The sequence below is a fragment of the Veillonella sp. ACP1 genome (assembly GCF_000286635.1).
In the GTDB taxonomy this organism is placed as follows: Bacteria; Bacillota; Negativicutes; order Veillonellales; family Veillonellaceae; genus Veillonella; species Veillonella atypica.
This window is the reverse complement of the sequence record NZ_ALKL01000006.1, coordinates 1-18821: the sequence shown is the minus strand read 5'-3', so window position 1 is coordinate 18821 and position 18821 is coordinate 1. Positions and strand designations below refer to the sequence as shown.

The window sequence follows — 18821 nt, the reverse complement described above, 5'->3', positions numbered from 1 at the left end:
TGGTGGACGATGACAGGATCGAACTGCCGACATCCTGCTTGTAAGGCAGGCGCTCTCCCAGCTGAGCTAATCGTCCATGTGGTGACCCGTCCGGGAATCGAACCCGGGATACCGCCGTGAAAGGGCGGTGTCTTAACCGCTTGACCAACGGGCCAATATTGGCTCCCCGAGTAGGACTCGAACCTACGACCGATCGGTTAACAGCCGATTGCTCTACCAACTGAGCTATCGAGGAATAATATAGTGATTATTATAAAGGAACATATCGATAATAGCAAGGGGAAATGTTATAAAAAGTTAAAAATTTTTAGCATATGCTATAACTAAAACACATAATAGACAGAGCTTGAGGAATGATAAAATAATTTGATGAGATAGTCATAAAAAACGATAATTATACATATTGGTGAGAAATCCACTAATTAAGCGTGTTTTTGTGTATATGAACTCCTTGATGAATAGGGGAGTTAGTAAATTAATTGTATTGAAGATAATCGTTATACATACTCATAATTAAAATCTTTTTATATAAAAATGATAGATAATCTCATTAAAGAAAGCAATATATTTTATGGTTAGAACACATATTGATTGGAAACGAACCATATACAATAATATAATGTGATATTTATTACAGTTATATAGCCTTTTATTAGAGTTAAGCTACTATTTTTAATATTATCAAAGTGCATAAAAAAGGTATAATTAATCATTGAAAATAATTATCAAATCGATAAATTTCATTGAGAAAACTGTATAGGTAAAGCGTTGAAAGGCCTTCGGTAGTGTGCTAGTATGGAGTCATAGAGTTAATCTTAGCTTAACACTTTGAGAATAAATGTATCTCATTGTATTAGAGTTAATATCTAATTATTTTCCTGAGGAGGGATTATCTTGCGCGAGATTCAAGTATCTGAAATCACAAAAACAGTCCGTCAAATGTGTATGGACGCAGCTTACCACTTGCCAAAAGACATCTATGAAGGCTTGAAAAAAGGCCGTGAAACAGAAGAGTCTCCAGTTGGTTGCATCGTTCTCGATCAAATCATCAAAAATGCAGAAATTGCTGATGCTGAAGATCGTCCATACTGCCAAGATACTGGTATGACATTAGTATTCGTAGAAGTAGGTCAAGATGTTCATTTCGTGGGTGGCGATCTTAAAGAAGCCATCAATGAAGGTGTTGCTCAAGGTTATGTAGAAGGTTACCTTCGTAAATCCGTTGTAGCAGAACCATTGTTCAACCGTAAAAACACTCAAAATAACACACCTGCAATCATCTACATCGATATCGTTCCTGGCGATAAAGTAGAAATCAACGTAGAACTTAAAGGTTTCGGTTCTGAAAATAAATCTGACGTAGCTATGTTGGTACCTGCAGATGGCGTTGAAGGCGTTAAAAATGCAGTTCTTGAAATCGTAAAACATGCTGGCCCTAACCCATGCCCTCCAATCGTACTTGGCGTTGGTATTGGTGGTACTATGGACCAAGCAGCTGTTATGTCCAAAAAAGCTTTGCTTCGCGATATTAGCACTCCTCACAAAGATCCTGAGTATGCAAAATTGGAAGAAGAAATTTTGGAAATGGTTAACAAAACTGGTATCGGTCCACAATTGGGCGGCACAACAACTTGTATCGGTGTAAACATCGAATGGGGTGCAACTCATATCGCCGGCCTTCCTGTTGCTGTTACTATTATGTGTCATGCTGCTCGTCATAAACACGTAGTACTTTAATCGGTAGGAGGTAATTACAATGGCTGAAACAATTCGCATTAATACTGAAGAATATAATGAAGAGTTTTCCCGTAAATTAAAAGTTGGTGATAGCGTTCTTATCACTGGCAAAATTTACTCCGCTCGTGACGCTGCTCATAAAGTTATGACTGAAGCTTTAGCACGTGGCGAAAAATTACCAATCGATTGGACTAACAAATTCGTTTACTACTTAGGACCTACACCTGCAAAACCTGGTGACCCAATTGGTTCCGCTGGTCCTACAACTTCTGGTCGTATGGATGCTTATACACCAACAATGCTTGATCAAGGTATCAAAGGCATGATCGGTAAAGGTTCCCGTAAACCAGCAGTAGTTGAATCCATGAAGAAAAATGGTTGCACATACTTCGCAGCAGTTGGTGGCGCTGCAGCATTGATTGCAAAATCCATCAAAAAATACGAAGTACTTGCTTATGGTGAACTTGGCCCAGAAGCTTTGGCTGAATTGACAGTTGAAGATTTCCCTTGCATCGTAGTTGGCGATACTGAAGGTAACAACTTCTACGAACAAGGCCAAAAACCTTACAGAAAAATCTAATATCACCACTGAGTGATTGAAAGAGGCTTGCTTTAGCAAGCCTCTTTTTTGTATTTCAAACTAGTATCATATACAATAGATTAATTTATCATAAGAATTTCACGCATATATCCTATAGTTTGGTCTATAAAAGACATATAATTTATGATAATATATTTATAGATTTGAATATTAAAAAGGGGCGATATCATGCATTCTATTGAAACAATTAGACAAGAAGTACATACTGCTATGGAAGAACTCTTAACAGTAGCAAAGGTACACGAAGGACAGCTATTTGTAGTGGGATGTTCTACAAGTGAGATTTGTGGTAAAAAGATTGGCACTGATTCTCATGAGGATGTAGCAGCTGTTGTATTTGATGAGATTTATAAAGCCGTTAGCGAACGAGGTTTATATCTTGCTGTACAATGTTGTGAACATTTAAATAGAGCCCTTGTAATGGAACGTGAGACTATGACTTGGGAAGAGGAATGTAATGTTGTTCCTCAATTGCATGCTGGTGGCGCTATGGCTATGACGGCGTATAACCGCTTTAAGGATCCTGTAATTGTTGAATTTATACAAGCAGATGCGGGAATCGATATAGGAGATACTTTCATTGGTATGCATATGAAACATGTAACGGTTCCTGTACGATTAAGCTTAAAAGAAATTGGGGAAGCGCATGTGACAGCTTGTCGTGTTCGCCCTAAGAGTATCGGCGGTATCCGTGCGGTATATAATGACGCATTATTATAAGAGGAGAATGTAATGTCAACGTTTATCCCATATGTCGTATTGGCCGTTGTCGTACTTGGTTTCTTTGGAGTATGCTATGCGGTATTTAATAAAAGTGAAAGTAACAGTGACGCGCATTCTGTAATATCAAAGCCTCCAAAAACATCACGTCCAGGGCGTTTGTATGAACAAGAGAAGGTACATATAACACCTCGGGAAACACATGATGGTGTTGATGTATATGAGGCTCATGTTGATGAACAAACATCTGTTAGTAAGGGTGCTATTCAATTACATAATCCTGTAGAAAAACATGATTTTGAGGATTCTGTTACCGCAGAACCTATTGTTACAGAACCCGTTGTTGCAGAACCTATTGATGCAGTGACTGATACAGAAAAAACGATGGAAATTCCTGCTGTTGAATCTTCTACAGAGGATACTATTGCATTAGGCGAGTCTCCTGATGTAATGGACGAAACACGATGCTTTGATGCTGATGCAACGCAGATGTTTGGCAGTGAAAATAGTGAAGTTGTAAATCCACAAGGTCCATCTGCATTAGAAGAAACACGCATGTTTAATGCCGATGAAATTAATGAACATTTATCCAACAAAGAAGAGGATGAGCCAGAACCAATTGGTCCATGGGCACAGGCTGCACAAGAGGATAAACGCGTAGCCCTTGCAATTGAACCATTTGCTCATGCTTTCGGTGTCGTTCATGGTGATGCTATGCAATTCGTTGCAGATATTACGCGGGATGCATTAGCTGTTTTAGGCATTACGAAATTAAGCGAAGTCAAATTACTATTGCAAAATATCGTAATTCAAGAAGCATTATTGGCTATGCAAAAAGCCTATGCAGGATCTCCAACGACTTGGATGAAAACAGCTGCGCTAGAAGCCTTTTCCGATGTGGTTCAATCGCCTAAGTCGAGTACACCGTACTTAGTAGCTTTTGATGCATTGCGCGTTTTGCCCCATCTTACATTAGGACACTTTCAAGTGATGGCGTTAACATTATTATTACAATACTCTCGTAATTCTAATAACTATGGACGTATTCATTTCCAACATTATGTGGAAAAATATATCGAACCATTTATTTCGGATTTGCCTCATGACTCATCGTTTTATCGTCAGCTAGATTATTTACGTTGTACTCAGCAAGAACGTGAGTCCGTAACATTGACGCAATTATTGAGTAATTCCTATCCGTTTGTATTTAACTATCGTGGCTTTACAAAGGAAGAGTTATTCCGTGCTACTGATGGCCGCGGCGTAGATCCACGATTTGTGGTGCGCAGCCTAAACTCTAATCTTTATAAATTGGCTGTCGTCGATGAATCATTGGCACAACGCTTCTTTAGAGAGGCTCGCATCTCTGATCCAATGGTACAACGTGATCTCATAGCTTTGATGAAGAGTAAACCTACTGCATTTAGAGGGGAAGAGGCTCGTCAAATCATGGACGATATTAGTCCGGTTCTTTCTGATTTGGCTCGCGTCTATGATGAAAGCCCTATGTGTTCTATTTCTCTCACATTACTTGGTCTCTATTTAGGTCGAGCTCATGTGAAAGCAACCATTGGGGAAGAATTTGATTTATCTCATTGGTTCTAATTCTATACATATATACAATAAACCGCCTAAGGCTATGCCTAGGCGGTTTTGTGTTGCGTACACGCTGTATTTAATTGTTAAATCCAAATTCTACAATTTGTTGAGGGTCTAATAATGTCACATGGCGGCCATTGATTTCAATGATACCCTCGTCGCGCAATCTTCCAAGCTCACGGCTTAACGCAGTACGTGAAACGTTGAGGGCTTCCGCCATTTGTTCGCGATTATGAGGTAACACCAGTTTTTCACTGTGTTGCATCGTATATATATCTGTAAGATATGCGTAAATTTTTTCACGCATGCCCTTTAATGTTAAATAATGAACTTTTTTGGTAAGAAGCAATGCTTTTTCCGATAAATCCTCTAATAGATTAGAAAGGATTTTGGTTTGGCATTGATGGCAATCCGGTAATGTTTCGATAAATGTTTCGAGTGGTATAAACATAATTTTTGTTGGCTTTAATGCTTTTATGGTGGCTGGCCAAAGTGGATGCTTACTAAATAGCAAGGCTTCCCCAAAAATAGAGGATGCCTCTAAATTGGCCATGATAACTCGTTGGCCTAGCACATTTTCACGCGTAAGAAGAGCACTGCCTTCCAAGATAACCCCAATTCCTTCCATAGGATCTCCTGAAATAGCGATAAAGTCGTTCTTTTTATAATTCTTTATAATTACTTTTGCATTATGTAAGTAGCTCGTTAATTCTGGTATACCCAATGTATTGAATAGGGGGCATGCTGTTAAGATTGGTAAGTATTGTTTGATAATGTCATCGGATAGAACTTGTTTAATCATGTGTACCTCCTAATATAGTATATAGCTATTTTAGCCCGAATTATACATCGTATGGTGTGATGCTTTTTATAGGTAATTTGTAATGAGTATTGTAAAATAATTATATATGCTCTTGTGAGCAGCCTGTTCCAAAAGAAGAGTCAGGAAATTTTTGAAAAAGTTTTTTTATTGTTGCTCAAGCTACAGAAATTGTATCACCTTTACGTTATACTTTCAATGTAATCAATCAGACACCTGATAATTCATCAGTGTAATGTATAGGTTTTATATTATCTAGCTTGAATGCGAGGAAGTCTCGCAAAGGAGGATTTTTAAATGAGCATGTTCTGTTATCAATGCGAACAATCTGCAGCACCAGGCGGCTGTACTGTACAAGGTGTATGTGGTAAAACTGCACCAGTTGCTAATTTACAAGACGAATTAACTGCTGCTTTAGTTGGTTTAGCACGCGCTTTAGACGTAAAAGGCCAAACTAAAGAAGGCGTTGACTATTTAATGCGCGGTTTGTTCATGTGTGTAACAAACGTAAACTTCTCTGAAGACCGCGTTCAAGAATTCATCGACGAAGTAAACGCTTATCATGCAAAAATCGATAGCGTAGCTCAAAACTTCGATTGGGAACAATTGTGGAAAGGTGAAGAAGATATCGTATCCCTTCGTTCCACATTATTGTTAGGTATGCGTGGTATGGCTGCGTATGCATGGCATGCTGCACGCCTTGGTTTCCATGATCCTGAAGTTGATGCTTGGTTCATCAAAGGCATGGTAGAATTCGCTAAAGACCACAGTGCTGAAGAATGGTTAAACTTGTTGATGGAATTCGGTCAAATCAACTTGAAATGCATGGCTATTCTTGATAAAGCTAACACTGAAACATATGGTACTCCAGTACCAACTACAGTACCTTTGACTGTAGAACCAGGTCCTTTCATCGTTGTAACTGGTCATGACCTTCACGACTTGAATCAATTGTTGGAACAAACTGATGGTAAAGGTGTAAACATCTATACTCATGGTGAAATGTTACCTTGCCACGCTTACCCTGAATTGAAAAAACATCCTCAATTGAAAGGTAACTTCGGTACTGCATGGCAAAACCAACAAAAAGAATTCGTTGACGTTCCTGGCGCATTCTTGTTCACTACAAACTGCATTATGCCACCAAAAGAAAACTACAGAGCAAATATCTTTACTACAGATATGGTAGGTTTCGACGGCTGTGCACACGTAGAAGAAAAAGCTGATGGCACTAAAGACTTCTCCGCTGTTATTGAACGCGCTATCGAATTGGGCGGCTACAAAGAAGCTCAAGAATTCACTGGCATCAACGGTGGTCACGAAGTAACTACTGGTTTCGGTCACGGTACAGTATTGGGTATTGCTGATAAAGTAATCGATGCTGTAAAAGCTGGCGCAATCAAACACTTCTTCTTAGTTGGTGGTTGTGACGGTGCTAAAGTAGGCCGTAACTACTACACAGAATTCGTAAAACAAACTCCAGATGATACTGTAGTATTGACATTGGCTTGTGGTAAATTCCGCTTCAACGACCTTAACATCGGTGAAATCGGTGGTATCCCTCGTATCCTTGATATGGGTCAATGTAACGATGCTTACTCCGCTATTCAAGTAGCAGTAGCTTTGGCTGGTGCATTTGAATGTGACGTAAACGACTTGCCATTAACATTGGTATTGTCCTGGTACGAACAAAAAGCAGTATGTATCTTGTTAACATTGTTGGCATTGGGTATCCGCAACATCTACATCGGACCTTCCTTGCCTAAATTCTTCTCCAGCAATGTATTGAACATTTTGGTAGAAAAATTCCAATTACATCCAATTACAACTCCAGAAGCTGATATGAAAGCTATCTTGGGCTAATCGGATTAAATCTTGATAACAGCGGCCCTAATCCCCTCTCTCTTATATGATTCGGGTTGTTGCTATATAAATTAGGCTATGCCATCTTCGGATGGTATAGCCTTTTTTGTCGTAAAAATAAATACGACATATGGTGTTGTACTATGGGGATTTGCGATTATTTTCTTGGCTGAGTTATATTAATAGTTAATTAATAAAATAGAGGTATGTTTGTCATAAGTGGACAAACATACCTCTATTGTGTATATAGACATCTATGAATATTGATTGCTATACTATAGATAAGAATTAGATTATATCTTTATTTATATATGCATAGAGGTTCATTATGAACAGTATTTTTGATATTATCGGCCCTGTTATGATTGGCCCATCTAGTTCGCATACCGCTGGTGCAGCACGGCTTGGCAAGATGGCTCGTTGTATATTTGGGAATACGCCGAAGAAGGTTGAAATGACCTTGTATGGGTCGTTTGCAAAAACATATAAGGGGCATGGTACAGATCGTGCCTTATTAGGTGGTTTATTAGGCTTTAAAGAGGATGATAAACGCATCCGCAATGCGAAGGAACTCGCTGATGAAGCAGGTTTAGACTATACTTTCATCGAATCACCACTCGATATAGGACATCCGAATGTAGTTAAGTTTGATTTATACGGCGACCATAATCGTCATATGTCCGTTGTAGGTCGTTCGATTGGTGGTGGTCAAATCATGATTACCGAGGTTGATGGCAATGATATGTCCATTACGGGCGATGAATTTACCCTTGTTGTATTCCATGAGGATAGACCAGGTGCGATTTCTCTCATTAGTCAGGCCTTGAGTGAATCGGATATCAATATTGCGTCCATGCGCGTGTTTAGAAAGGGTAAATATAAGGACGCGGTTATGGTAATTACCACTGATTCTGTTGTAAACCCTATTACAGTACAATTTATGCGTGAATGCCCAGGTATTCAAGATGTGATGACCTTTGAGGCACTATAGGAGGATATGATGAGTTACGAATATGAAACGATAGCTGATATTATCCGCCTTAGCGAAGAGAATAACATATCCTTTGGTGATGTGGTATTGCGCAGTGAGCTAGAACAGTATGATCGTAGTGAAAAGGAAATCGTTAAAGAAATTAAGCATCGATTAAGTATTTTTGAGTCCTCCATTCACGATGGTTTGCGTCATTTACAACGGACCCAGTCAAATATGTCTGGTGGTGATGCGGCTCGTTTAATGGAACGGAAACCATTATTTATGAGTGAAACTGCTTATAAGGCGATGTCTTATGCTATTGCGGTCAACGAAGCTAATGCGAAAATGTTTAGAATTGTGGCTTGTCCAACGGCCGGTTCTTGTGGTGTTATGCCTGGGGCCATTCAGGCCGTGGCTGAGCAATATAAACTAGATAGAGATGTCTTAGTGAAAGGTTTCCTTGCTGCATCAGGCGTAGGGAATGTGGTTGCTAATCGCGCTTGTGTAGCTGGTGCGGTCGGTGGATGTCAAGCTGAGATTGGTACGGCTGCATGTATGGCGGCAGCGGCCATTGTAGAGATGATGGGTGGTACTGCTCGTCAGGTCGGGCATGCCGTGTCATTGTGTATGAAAAATTTACTGGGCCTTGCTTGTGATCCTGTGGCAGGTCTTGTTGAGGTTCCCTGTGTAAAACGGAATGGCGTGTATGCCGTTCATGCTATTACCGCGGCTGAACTTGCTTTAGCTGGTATTAAAAGCCAAATTCCTACTGATGAGGTAATTGAGGCGATGAATAATATTGGTCGCGCTATGCCTGCAGCCCTTCGCGAAACAAGTGATGGTGGTTTAGCCGTCACTCAAACAGGTCTTGCCATAGCGGAGAAAGTTTGTTCACTATAATTACATATATACAAAAGGTTCACTATTATGAGCATAATCTGCAATGTGCTTATAGTATGTGAGCCTTTTTTCATAACCCTATTTGTAGTACAATAAAAAGATAAATAGAAGGGAGGGTAGATGTATGGAACAAGCTATACGTTTGCTGACAATTTTAGAAGAAGCGGGCTTTGAGGCTTTCATTATTGGCGGCGCTGTGCGAGATATGCTCATGCATGTAAAGCCACACGATTTTGATATCGTTACATCTGCCCGACCTGAACAGGTCATCTCTGTTTTAGGTGATGCGAATATTGAAACTACAGGCATCATAGGTAAGTCCTTCGGTGTGGTAGTGGCCATTGTAGATGGAAAACATTATGAAGTGGCTACGTATCGCAAGGAACGATATGGGGCAGATAGCCATCGCCCTGAAGAAGTCATCTATGCAGATACGCTCGAAGAAGATGTAAAACGTCGCGATTTTACCGTTAATGGTATGGCGATGAATCGCTATAAAGAGGTTATCGACCTCGTCGGTGGACGCCGAGATATTAAGCATAAGGTTTTGCGCACCATCGGGAATCCAACGGAACGGTTCCAAGAGGATGCACTGCGATTATTTAGAGCTTGCCGATTCGTTGCAAAACTCGATTTTATTCCGGATAAATCCCTATTAGAGGCCATGCCAAAAGCATTCCACCGTGTATCGGGGCTTTCACTAGAACGTGTGCGGAATGAATTAGACCGGTTATTATTGGAACCAGCAGTTGCAAAAGGGCTAGATGTACTCGTCCAATCGCGCTTGGCAGAATGTTCGTGCCGCGTCGTTGAAAATGGGGCAATTAAAGAGGTTCCTATATTGCCAGAGCTATATCATTTGGTGGGATTGCCTCAAGAAAAGGCGTTTCACGAATTTGATGGATGGTATCATACATTGGCTGTCGTTTCGGAAACGGAACCTGATTTAACCCTTCGTTGGGGCGCCCTATTACATGATGTGGCAAAGGGAATGCCTACCATTAGGCAAGTTATTAATGGACGCTATACCGACCGAGGCCATGATAATCTAGGCGCGGAGATGGCCTATGACCTATTGATTCGTCTCGGCTATAATAAGAAATTTGCTAGTCGCGTTTCGTGGATTGTTAAAAATCACATGCGCTTTCATTTCTTCGTGCAAAATGAAGAGGCAGATGAGAAAAAATGGATGCGCAAGGAAATTCGAAGTGGCGAGTTTAGAGATAGTCAAAGTATGCGGGAAGCGTGGTTGCAATTGGCGAAGGTTTGTGCGGCCGACGTCCTTGGTTGTGGTAAGCCATATTCCGTTACTGATGGTACATTGGCGTTCGGGGAATGCATGGCTGATTTAAGCCTAGAAATGCCTGTGCATACAAAAGATTTGAACTATGACAACCGCGTTCTAGAAGCCTGTGGCGATAATGTGGCGAAAGGGTTACAATATTTGATGCAACAGGTGCAAAATGGTGTCGTTAACAATACACCAGATGATTTATATGAAGCGCTTATCCATAAGTTGCAGAGGTCATCGAAGTAATATATTGAGTGGGAGACCATAATGAATATTTCAGGGAATGATAATAAGCGAATTGAATATACGGTACGCGTATTACTGTGTATTGCTGTCGTATTAGTGGGGCGCTTATTCTTTTTACAAATAATAGATAAGTCTGATTTGCAGGCGAAGAACTTGAGCCAAGTGCAAGTGGATAGAAAATTACAATCTCCGCGCGGTACGATTTATGACCGCAATGGAAGACCATTGGCTATGAGTGTGGTTACAAAATCCCTATATGCGGATCCTAAGATGATTAAGCAATCGCCTAGTGAAGTTGCTGAACTTATAGCGCCATATGTGACGATGTCAAAAGAGGACATTGTGAAATCATTACAAGAGGATACTGCGTTCGTATGGATTGACCGTATGATGGAACCAGAAAAGTCGAAAGCGGTAGCCCAATTGATTGAGGATAAAAATTTAGAAGGTCTTAATTTTGTAGAAGAGTCTAAACGATATTATCCTAATGGTAACTTGGCCGCACAAGTGCTCGGCTTTGTCGGTACCGATGATAAAGGCCTTGATGGTCTTGAAATGGTGCTAGATGATGAATTGAAGGGCGGTATCCAAAAGGAACTAGTTGCAACAGATAGAAAGGGGAATGCCATCTTTGGCTCCGTACTATCTAAATATTTACCTGATAAGGGTAAGAGTGTGACACTAACGATTGATGCAAGTATTCAATTTATAGCAGAACGTGCTCTCGATAAAGCCATGGAAGATACAGGCGCTAAACATGCTAGCGTTATTGTTATGGATCCTAAAACGGGTGAAATCTTGGCGATGGCGAACCGCCCAACCTATGACCCAAATCATTATAGTCAAGGTTCAGAGGAAGATTTTAAGAATATTGCAGTAACAAATTTGTATGAACCAGGTTCTACATTTAAGCCGATTATTGCATCTGCTGCATTGGCATCAGGTAAATGGAAACTAGACCAAGTGTATAACGACAAAGGTTCCTTTGCGGCCAATGGACATGTTATGCAAAACTGGAATGGTGAAGGCTATGGTCCTGTTCGATTGATCGATATTTTGAAGTTCTCCATCAATACAGGTATGGCAGAAATTGGTACCACTACAGGCGCGGATATATTATCTAAATATGTTCGTAACTATGGATTTGGTTCTAAAACAGGTATTGAATTGCCTGGTGAAGGTGATGGTATCTTATATAATCCTGATGATATGAGTAAGCTTGATGTAGCAACCATGTCCATCGGTCAAGGTATTGCGGTAACACCATTGCAAATGGTCCGTGCTTTTGGCGCTATAGCTAATGGTGGTAGCATGATGAAACCACATATTGTTAAATCTTACAGCAATATAAAAGGTGAGGTAACTAGTACTACTGACCCTGAAGTTGTGGGGCAACCAATACCAGAAGAAACGGCTAAAACGATTGCGGATATTCTTGAAAAAGAAGTCTCTGAAGGTGGCGGTACTAAAGCGATGGTTGAAGGCTATCACTTTGGAGGCAAAACAGGGACTGCTGAAAAGTTAGACACTAAAAATGGCGGCTATTTAGCAGGTCGTTATATCGCATCCTTTATAGGCTTTGGTCCGGTAGAAGATCCTAAATTTGTTGTTCTTGTTGCCATCGATGATCCTAAAAAAGGTTCTATCTATGGTAGTCAAATTGCGGCCCCAGTATTTAAGAATATCGTGTCTCAATTAGTGCGGTATTACCAAATGTCACCTTCCGTTAAGGATGGCGCTACTGTAGCGGCTGTACCAGCGGCCAAACTTCCAGCAGTAAAACCTAATGGTGATGGCAGTGTAGTATTGCCAGACTTTAGAGGCTATACATTTGGAGAGGTACGTGATTGGTTGCATACGGCGGGTTTATACTTTAAACCAGATGGTACTGGTAAGGCGATTTCACAGGAACAATTACCGGGAACCGTAGTATCTCCTGGTACACCTATTGTGGTTCAATTTAGTCATTAGTCGCAGGATAGGTAACTGCAACTATAGACAAAACGTTATATAATAGAATAAGAGCAAACTAAAGGTGCCTCTATAGGCACCTTTTTACATGAATTTATATGTGGTTTATCCTTGAGATAATGAATGGAGATATACATGATAGAATTACGTGGTAAAGCTGTGGCTGATGCACATAAAGCGATTTTACAAGAGAAGATGACCGGTCTAGAGTCCGGTACAATTACAATGGCTGTATTGCTAGTTGGTGATGATCATGGCGCTAACATGTACGCGGATTTCATGGAGAAAACGGCCAAAAATTTTGGCTATGGTTTCGTGCGTAAGCAACTACCAAGTACAGCTACGCATCAAGAGGTATACGATGCATTGATGGCTTTGAATAATGATGATGCGGTACATGGCATATTGCCACTCATGCCGATGCCAAAACAAATTGATACGGAGCAATTAATCGATGCATTGAATCCTAAGAAAGATATCGATGGTCTTACTACCTATAACATCGGTCTTGTTACAGCTGGTAAAGGTGGATTTGCACCTTGTACTGCGAAGGCATGCCTAGCAATCTTGGATCATTATGGTATTCCTTTAGAAGGTAAACATGTGGTCGTTGTTGGTCGTAGCCAAGTGATTGGCAAACCGGTAGCGTTGATGGTGCTTGAACGTCATGCTACGGTTTCTATTTGCCATTCTCGTACGGCCGATTTAGCACATCATATACAACAAGCTGATATCGTGATTGCTGCTGCGGGCCGAGCACATATGATTACAGCTAACATGGTGAAAGCTGGCGCTGTTGTTATCGATGTAGGCATTAATGAATTAGACGGAAAAACAGTAGGGGATGTTGATTATGATGCGGTGAGCACGGTAGCTTCGGCTATCACACCTGTACCAGGTGGTGTGGGCTCTGTTACGACTACGATGATGTTAGAAGCTGTTTATGAGGCGTACCATGCACGAAATGTCAATCGCTGAGGGTATATTAGATATTGCCTTAGAGACCATGAAAAACAATGATGCGTCTATCGTTCATTCTGTGCAACTCGATTTGGGGTTGATGAGTGGTGTAGAACCTGATGCACTCTTATTCTGCTGGGATGCCGTTACAAAGAATACGCCGGCAGAGCATTCAAAAATCGATATTCATACGATTCCTATTAAAGGGCAATGCTTAGATTGTGATACTATATTTGATGTACAAGATTACAAATTCATCTGTCCTCATTGTGAAAGCCATTTTGTAAATACTATAGGTGGTCGCGAATTACAAGTGACATCTATTGATATAGATTGAGGTATATATGCAAGTAGAAGTAAAAACAAATGTGTTGGCGAAAAATGATGCCATTGCATCATCGTTACAACAAGTATTTAAAGAAAAAAATATATTTGTCTTTAATCTAATGGGCTCTCCAGGGGCCGGAAAGACCTCTTTGCTAGAAGCAACACTTCAAGATTTAGTTAAAGACTATAAATTAGCTGTTATCGAAGGTGATTTATTTACATCTAAGGATGCAGAACGTATTCATGCTCTAGGTGTGCCTGTTATACAAATTAATACCGTTGGAGGTTGCCATTTAGATGCTAATATGATTCAAGATGCTATAACTGATTTAGATCTTGATGAACTCGATATGATTATTATCGAGAACGTAGGTAATCTAGTATGCCCTGCTGAGTTCGATATTGGTGAGGCGATGAAGGTTACCGTTTTATCTGTTACAGAAGGTGAAGATAAGCCTTTGAAATATCCTCTTATTTTTAAGGAATCAAAAGCTATATTGCTCAATAAGATTGACTTATTGCCATATGTGCCATTCGATAAAGATAAAGCCATTAAAGATATTCGTAATTTAAATCCTCAAGGCTATATATTTGAAATTAGCTGTACTGCTAAGGATGGATTGGCGCCTTGGTTAACATGGATTAGAGAACAAATGGAGAAGCGTTAATGAAACATATGTTATCTCGTACTGCAATGACGATGGTAGTGTTAAGTGCTTTAGGAACCGCATCGGTGGGGGCCGTTGATGCAGGACCAACAATACCGGAAGTAAAAAATGCAGTAGCTGTTGTAAAAGCTCCTGCTGCTGATGAATCTTCGAAAACAGGTTGGTTAGCAGAACAGTTGGCTGTCACTGCTTTTGGTGACTCCTTACAGTATTGGCAAGCTGCTAGTGAAAATGATGGTGTCATGCCACAAGATTCAAAAAATAATCTAGCAGATATCGGACGTTCTTATACGTCTAATAATTTACTAGCGCTTGGTGATGAGGATGACTATAGTCTGGCTCAAAAGCCCGAGTCTGAAGATGGTACAAGTATTGGACCGGTTTATCGCGTTGGTGATGTGTATGTACCTAGTCCATCTGCTCAAAAGACGGTGAAGGGTGTATTCACGACGTATCATGAAAAAGATATAGATATAACTGTGTATACAGGTCCAGATAAATCGCGTTTAGTAGATAATCAGTTGCGTGGACAAGGTGCGACCTATTTATTCCCTGTTGGTACTATTACTAATCTTCATACTACTGATAAAGGATTAGTTACAATTCGTGATATCGGCGTAGGCAGTTCTCGTATGGAAATGATTTTCTCCTATGGTAGCCCTAATGCGATGTGGCGGAATCAGACTGATGAGTCATATATCTTCTTATATGAAGGGCATTCCGAAAATTCATGGTCAGAAAAAAAGGAATTTTCTTCTTCCGTAGCGAATACAAATAATAATAGCCAATTACCAGAAACTATTCAAAATGGAAAGTTCTATGTGGCTTTCACCATTAAAAATAATACGGTAGAGGCTGTTGATATTTTGGATGGTCAAGTATGGTCTCGATTTGGATTGCCTAAGGCGCCTATGTATTCCTTCCATGCCGGTCAGTTGACTGAGGATGACTTTGTACTACGCGGATTGCATTTGAATCAGCATTTTGTAAATGATGCAAATGGTGAATGGCGTACACAGGGAATGCTGTTTGGGTCTACGTTCATAGGCTATAATGAATATGGTGTTAGTGTTGACGGTAATTCGCTTATTAATCGCGTTTTATTAAATGTCTACACACCAACACGTCGTGGTATCGCTATGGGTGATACTAAATATTTATTGCTCTTTGTATATGGTATGCCGACACGTATTGCTGAATCTACAACTAGTACGGGAACGGCTACGGTATATGAATATAAAAATCCAAGGTTGAATAATTCCTATTTGCAGTTCGCCTTAGATGATAAAAATCAATATATCAAATCAGTGATGTTGTCTGACAGACCTGTTAAATAGGTCATCTTATGTGAGGAGGCAAGGATATGGTTACTGTACAAGATGTGAAAGAACGGTGGGAACAAATTCAAAATAATGATGAACGCATATTGTTTATCGTTGGTGGTCCTGGTTCTGGTAAAAGTTTATTGATTCGTGAATTATCTGAACAAAAAGGTTGGAAGTATTTAGAAGCAAAACAACTTATTGAAGAAGAATTTTTATTGGTACCTCGTGATGAAAGACCACAACTTGCAGAAGAAGTAATTCGTCGTGCATTAAGTCGCAGTGATACAGAAGTTGTTCTTATCGATGGTATTAATGTATTGTTTGCACCGATATTAAATTTAAATCCTCTTGAACTATTAAAGACTATTAGTAAAACATATCCGATTGTTGTAGGTTGGCGTGGTCATCTCGAAGGTGATCAATTGTACTTAGAACACAATAATGATCCAAAACATGCGGTAGTGACAATCACTAAACCTGAGCGTGTTATGGTTATTGATTAATTAGCGTTACATTAATTAATGAGGGCATTATATATTGCCATGCGTTGTGACCACATTTTGAAAGAAGGTGAATGACATGGAACAATATGTAATAGCCCTCATTTTAGGTGTTATAGAAGGTATAACAGAATGTATTCCTGTATCGAGTACAGGTCATATGATTATTATTGGGCATATGCTCAATTTTGAAGGCACACATGCTGATGTATTTGAAGTGTTTATTCAGATAGGTGCCATTCTTGCTATTTATACACATTATAGACGTACATTTAACGGCTTTTTGAAACGGAAAAATTGGATAAAAACACGCGGCGTATCTTTACTACATATTAGTGCGGGCATGTTACCCGTATTAATGGCTGGATATCTTTTGCAATACATTATAAAAGAGTATTTATTTGGACCTATTCCCGTTATAGTAGGCCTTATTATAGGTGCTATATTTATGATTTATGCGGAAAAAAGAACAGTATCTGGTCGATTGGTGGATTCTGTAAATAATTTGACTATATATCAATGCTTTCAAATTGGTCTATATCAAATGCTTTGTCTATGGCCTGGATTTTCGCGCTCTGGCGCAACCATTGCAGGGGGGATGCTTATCGGCTGTACACGGAGGGCTGCAGCTGATTTTTCGTTTATCATGGCTGTGCCTGTTATGATTATCGTGTGTGTGTATGATTTAGTGCGTGTCATACATGCATTGGAATTAAATGATATTATTATGTTTATCATTGGCACCGTCGTATCATATATAGTGGGATATATAACGGTAAAAGGTTTTTTATGGTATCTAAATAGATCCTCGTTGGCGTCGTTTGGCTATTATCGAATTATAGTTGCTATTCTAGCAATAATCTATTTATATATGTAAGTATAGATGTGAGTTCCTATGAGGCAAAAATGAAGTTGGAAAAATTCTAAAAAAATACTTGCGTCAGAAAAACTTTCATGATATATTGATATAGCACTAAGGGTGACTGCGAAGAACGAACAAACTTTCAAAAAAGTTTCAAAAAATTCTTGACACTTAGTGTGGCAGATGATACAATACATCTTGTCGTAATGATGCTGGCGTAGCTCAATAGGTAGAGCAGCTGACTTGTAATCAGCAGGTTGTGGGTTCAATTCCTATCGCCAGCTCCATTTTATTTATGGAGGGATTCCCGAGCGGCCAAAGGGAGCAGACTGTAAATCTGCCGTCTTCGACTTCGAAGGTTCGAATCCTTCTCCCTCCACCATTTATAGCGGGGTGGAGCAGTTGGTAGCTCGTCGGGCTCATAACCCGAAGGTCGCAGGTTCAAGTCCTGTCCCCGCAACCATAATTTCACAGTGAAGTGAACGTTCATTGTGCTGGTGTAGCTCAGTCGGCAGAGCGTATCCTTGGTAAGGATAAGGTCACCGGTTCAATCCCGGTCACTAGCTCCATACATGGCGGCATAGCTCAGTTGGCTAGAGCAATCGGTTCATACCCGGTGTGTCCGCGGTTCAAATCCGTGTGCCGCCACCATTAAACCTCACATTGGTGGGGATTTTTTTGTATCTACTATAAAAATATAATTATAACTCATTACATCCCTCGAAATAGGATGTAATTTTTTGTTTATTGACATTTGTGTATTATGGTATAATAATCTGTAGGAATGTATATTCCGTTGATTAAATTAGGTTATTATATTATAGTAATACTATAAAAGTATTTTGTTTTTGTGAAGGAGGATATAATCCTAATGGCAAAAGAAAAATTTGAACGTACGAAACCGCATGTTAACATTGGTACTATCGGTCACGTTGACCATGGTAAAACTACTTTGACTGCTGCAATCACTAAAGTATTGGCTGAAAAAGGCCAAGCTGATTTCCAAGATTACAGCATGATCGATAAAGCTCCAGAAGAACGTGAACGTGGTATTACAATCAACACTGCACACGTTGAATACGAAACTGAAAACCGTCACTATGCACACGTTGACTGCCCAGGCCATGCTGACTATGTTAAAAACATGATCACTGGTGCGGCTCAAATGGACGGCGCTATCTTGGTATGTTCCGCAGCTGACGGCCCTATGCCTCAAACTCGCGAACACATCTTGTTGGCTCGCCAAGTTGGTGTTCCTGCAATCGTAGTATTCTTGAACAAAGCTGACATGGTTGACGACGAAGAATTGATCGAATTAGTAGAAATGGAAGTTCGTGAACTTCTTTCCTCCTACGAATTCCCTGGCGACGAAGTACCTATCGTTGTAGGTTCCGCTTTGAAAGCTTTGGAAGGCGACGCTCAATATGTAGCTAAAATCGACGAATTGATGGCAGCTGT

Annotated in this window: 17 protein-coding genes and 8 tRNA genes; 21 read left to right on the top strand and 4 right to left on the bottom strand. The window is 40.1% G+C overall.

The features are described 5' to 3' along the window. From HMPREF1151_RS01760 to HMPREF1151_RS01750, 3 genes are all read right to left on the bottom strand, one after another. Positions 1-76: transfer RNA gene (locus HMPREF1151_RS01760), tRNA-Val, on the bottom strand. A 3-nt stretch (positions 77-79) separates the two neighbouring features. After that, a tRNA-Glu gene (locus HMPREF1151_RS01755) sits at positions 80-154 on the bottom strand. 5 nt (positions 155-159) lie between these two features. Next, positions 160-235, bottom strand: a tRNA-Asn gene (locus HMPREF1151_RS01750). A 659-nt stretch (positions 236-894) separates the two neighbouring features. Between HMPREF1151_RS01750 and HMPREF1151_RS01745 the strand changes: the two genes are divergently transcribed. The 4 genes from HMPREF1151_RS01745 (at position 895) to HMPREF1151_RS01730 (ending at position 4663) form a co-directional block, all read left to right on the top strand. Then, entirely contained in the window at positions 895-1737 is an 843-nt protein-coding gene (locus tag HMPREF1151_RS01745; protein ID WP_009660830.1) for a fumarate hydratase, read from the top strand. A 19-nt stretch (positions 1738-1756) separates the two neighbouring features. After that, positions 1757-2317: a Fe-S-containing hydro-lyase gene (locus HMPREF1151_RS01740; RefSeq protein WP_005385442.1), complete on the top strand. Its 561-nt coding sequence runs from the start codon at positions 1757-1759 to the stop codon at positions 2315-2317. 189 nt (positions 2318-2506) lie between these two features. After that, on the top strand, positions 2507-3058 hold the full coding sequence (locus tag HMPREF1151_RS01735) for a TIGR01440 family protein (protein WP_009660833.1): 552 nt from the start codon (positions 2507-2509) through the stop codon (positions 3056-3058). A 12-nt stretch (positions 3059-3070) separates the two neighbouring features. Next, the gene (locus HMPREF1151_RS01730) at positions 3071-4663 is read left to right on the top strand and encodes an LPO_1073/Vpar_1526 family protein (RefSeq protein WP_009660839.1); all 1593 of its coding nucleotides are present in this window, start codon (positions 3071-3073) and stop codon (positions 4661-4663) included. Positions 4664-4733: 70 nt separating this feature from the next. Here HMPREF1151_RS01730 and HMPREF1151_RS01725 read toward each other — a convergent pair whose 3' ends face one another. After that, complete coding sequence (locus HMPREF1151_RS01725) at positions 4734-5459, bottom strand: Crp/Fnr family transcriptional regulator (protein WP_005379849.1); 726 nt, start codon at positions 5457-5459, stop codon at positions 4734-4736. A gap of 315 nt (positions 5460-5774) precedes the next feature. Between HMPREF1151_RS01725 and hcp the strand changes: the two genes are divergently transcribed. The 17 genes from hcp to HMPREF1151_RS01640 form a co-directional block, all read left to right on the top strand. Further along, positions 5775-7340 carry a hydroxylamine reductase gene (hcp, locus tag HMPREF1151_RS01720; protein WP_009660831.1) on the top strand — a complete coding sequence of 522 codons (1566 nt, stop codon included), beginning with the start codon at positions 5775-5777 and terminating at the stop codon, positions 7338-7340. A 328-nt stretch (positions 7341-7668) separates the two neighbouring features. Continuing rightward, entirely contained in the window at positions 7669-8331 is a 663-nt protein-coding gene (gene sdaAB, locus HMPREF1151_RS01715) for an L-serine ammonia-lyase, iron-sulfur-dependent subunit beta (protein ID WP_005377063.1), read from the top strand. 9 nt (positions 8332-8340) lie between these two features. Then, positions 8341-9213, top strand: coding sequence for an L-serine ammonia-lyase, iron-sulfur-dependent, subunit alpha (gene sdaAA / locus HMPREF1151_RS01710; protein WP_009660840.1), 873 nt, complete (start codon positions 8341-8343; stop codon positions 9211-9213). A 124-nt stretch (positions 9214-9337) separates the two neighbouring features. Continuing rightward, complete coding sequence (locus HMPREF1151_RS01705) at positions 9338-10750, top strand: CCA tRNA nucleotidyltransferase (RefSeq protein ID WP_009660837.1); 1413 nt, start codon at positions 9338-9340, stop codon at positions 10748-10750. 21 nt (positions 10751-10771) lie between these two features. Beyond that, positions 10772-12721: a penicillin-binding protein gene (locus tag HMPREF1151_RS01700; RefSeq protein ID WP_009660836.1), complete on the top strand. Its 1950-nt coding sequence runs from the start codon at positions 10772-10774 to the stop codon at positions 12719-12721. Positions 12722-12856: 135 nt separating this feature from the next. Then, a complete protein-coding gene (locus HMPREF1151_RS01695) occupies positions 12857-13699 on the top strand; it encodes a bifunctional 5,10-methylenetetrahydrofolate dehydrogenase/5,10-methenyltetrahydrofolate cyclohydrolase (protein ID WP_009660832.1) in 843 nt (280 codons plus the stop codon). Then, the gene (locus HMPREF1151_RS01690; RefSeq protein WP_005377089.1) at positions 13677-14018 is read left to right on the top strand and encodes a hydrogenase maturation nickel metallochaperone HypA; all 342 of its coding nucleotides are present in this window, start codon (positions 13677-13679) and stop codon (positions 14016-14018) included. The genes HMPREF1151_RS01695 and HMPREF1151_RS01690 overlap by 23 nt, the downstream gene beginning before the upstream one ends. Positions 14019-14025: 7 nt before the next feature. After that, positions 14026-14676: a hydrogenase nickel incorporation protein HypB gene (gene hypB, locus HMPREF1151_RS01685; RefSeq protein WP_005377062.1), complete on the top strand. Its 651-nt coding sequence runs from the start codon at positions 14026-14028 to the stop codon at positions 14674-14676. Continuing rightward, the gene (locus HMPREF1151_RS01680; RefSeq protein WP_009660834.1) at positions 14676-16013 is read left to right on the top strand and encodes a hypothetical protein; all 1338 of its coding nucleotides are present in this window, start codon (positions 14676-14678) and stop codon (positions 16011-16013) included. Before hypB ends, HMPREF1151_RS01680 begins: the two co-directional genes overlap by 1 nt. Positions 16014-16039: 26 nt before the next feature. Next, the gene (brxF, locus tag HMPREF1151_RS01675) at positions 16040-16504 is read left to right on the top strand and encodes a BREX-3 system P-loop-containing protein BrxF (RefSeq protein WP_005377114.1); all 465 of its coding nucleotides are present in this window, start codon (positions 16040-16042) and stop codon (positions 16502-16504) included. Between the two features lie 76 nt (positions 16505-16580). Continuing rightward, entirely contained in the window at positions 16581-17378 is a 798-nt protein-coding gene (locus HMPREF1151_RS01670) for an undecaprenyl-diphosphate phosphatase (protein ID WP_009660835.1), read from the top strand. 196 nt (positions 17379-17574) lie between these two features. After that, positions 17575-17650: transfer RNA gene (locus HMPREF1151_RS01665), tRNA-Thr, on the top strand. A 10-nt stretch (positions 17651-17660) separates the two neighbouring features. Further along, positions 17661-17745, top strand: a tRNA-Tyr gene (locus HMPREF1151_RS01660). A gap of 5 nt (positions 17746-17750) precedes the next feature. After that, positions 17751-17826, top strand: a tRNA-Met gene (locus tag HMPREF1151_RS01655). Between the two features lie 30 nt (positions 17827-17856). Next, a tRNA-Thr gene (locus tag HMPREF1151_RS01650) sits at positions 17857-17932 on the top strand. Positions 17933-17937: 5 nt separating this feature from the next. After that, positions 17938-18014 (top strand) — tRNA-Met (locus HMPREF1151_RS01645). 220 nt (positions 18015-18234) lie between these two features. Next, the coding region (locus tag HMPREF1151_RS01640) for a GTP-binding protein (protein ID WP_009660838.1) at positions 18235-18821 on the top strand (587 nt) is incomplete at its 3' end.

Excerpts from the sequence above, each read along its gene's own strand:
- HMPREF1151_RS01740 (WP_005385442.1), top strand. The coding sequence starts at position 1,757 with ATGGCTGAAACAATTCGCATTAATACTGAAGAATATAATGAAGAGTTT.
- HMPREF1151_RS01735 (WP_009660833.1), top strand. The coding sequence starts at position 2,507 with ATGCATTCTATTGAAACAATTAGACAAGAAGTACATACTGCTATGGAA.
- HMPREF1151_RS01730 (WP_009660839.1), top strand. The coding sequence starts at position 3,071 with ATGTCAACGTTTATCCCATATGTCGTATTGGCCGTTGTCGTACTTGGT.
- HMPREF1151_RS01725 (WP_005379849.1), bottom strand. The coding sequence starts at position 5,459 with ATGATTAAACAAGTTCTATCCGATGACATTATCAAACAATACTTACCA.
- hcp (WP_009660831.1), top strand. The coding sequence starts at position 5,775 with ATGAGCATGTTCTGTTATCAATGCGAACAATCTGCAGCACCAGGCGGC.
- sdaAB (WP_005377063.1), top strand. The coding sequence starts at position 7,669 with ATGAACAGTATTTTTGATATTATCGGCCCTGTTATGATTGGCCCATCT.
- sdaAA (WP_009660840.1), top strand. The coding sequence starts at position 8,341 with ATGAGTTACGAATATGAAACGATAGCTGATATTATCCGCCTTAGCGAA.
- HMPREF1151_RS01705 (WP_009660837.1), top strand. The coding sequence starts at position 9,338 with ATGGAACAAGCTATACGTTTGCTGACAATTTTAGAAGAAGCGGGCTTT.
- HMPREF1151_RS01700 (WP_009660836.1), top strand. The coding sequence starts at position 10,772 with ATGAATATTTCAGGGAATGATAATAAGCGAATTGAATATACGGTACGC.
- HMPREF1151_RS01695 (WP_009660832.1), top strand. The coding sequence starts at position 12,857 with ATGATAGAATTACGTGGTAAAGCTGTGGCTGATGCACATAAAGCGATT.
- HMPREF1151_RS01690 (WP_005377089.1), top strand. The coding sequence starts at position 13,677 with ATGCACGAAATGTCAATCGCTGAGGGTATATTAGATATTGCCTTAGAG.
- hypB (WP_005377062.1), top strand. The coding sequence starts at position 14,026 with ATGCAAGTAGAAGTAAAAACAAATGTGTTGGCGAAAAATGATGCCATT.
- HMPREF1151_RS01680 (WP_009660834.1), top strand. The coding sequence starts at position 14,676 with ATGAAACATATGTTATCTCGTACTGCAATGACGATGGTAGTGTTAAGT.
- brxF (WP_005377114.1), top strand. The coding sequence starts at position 16,040 with ATGGTTACTGTACAAGATGTGAAAGAACGGTGGGAACAAATTCAAAAT.
- HMPREF1151_RS01670 (WP_009660835.1), top strand. The coding sequence starts at position 16,581 with ATGGAACAATATGTAATAGCCCTCATTTTAGGTGTTATAGAAGGTATA.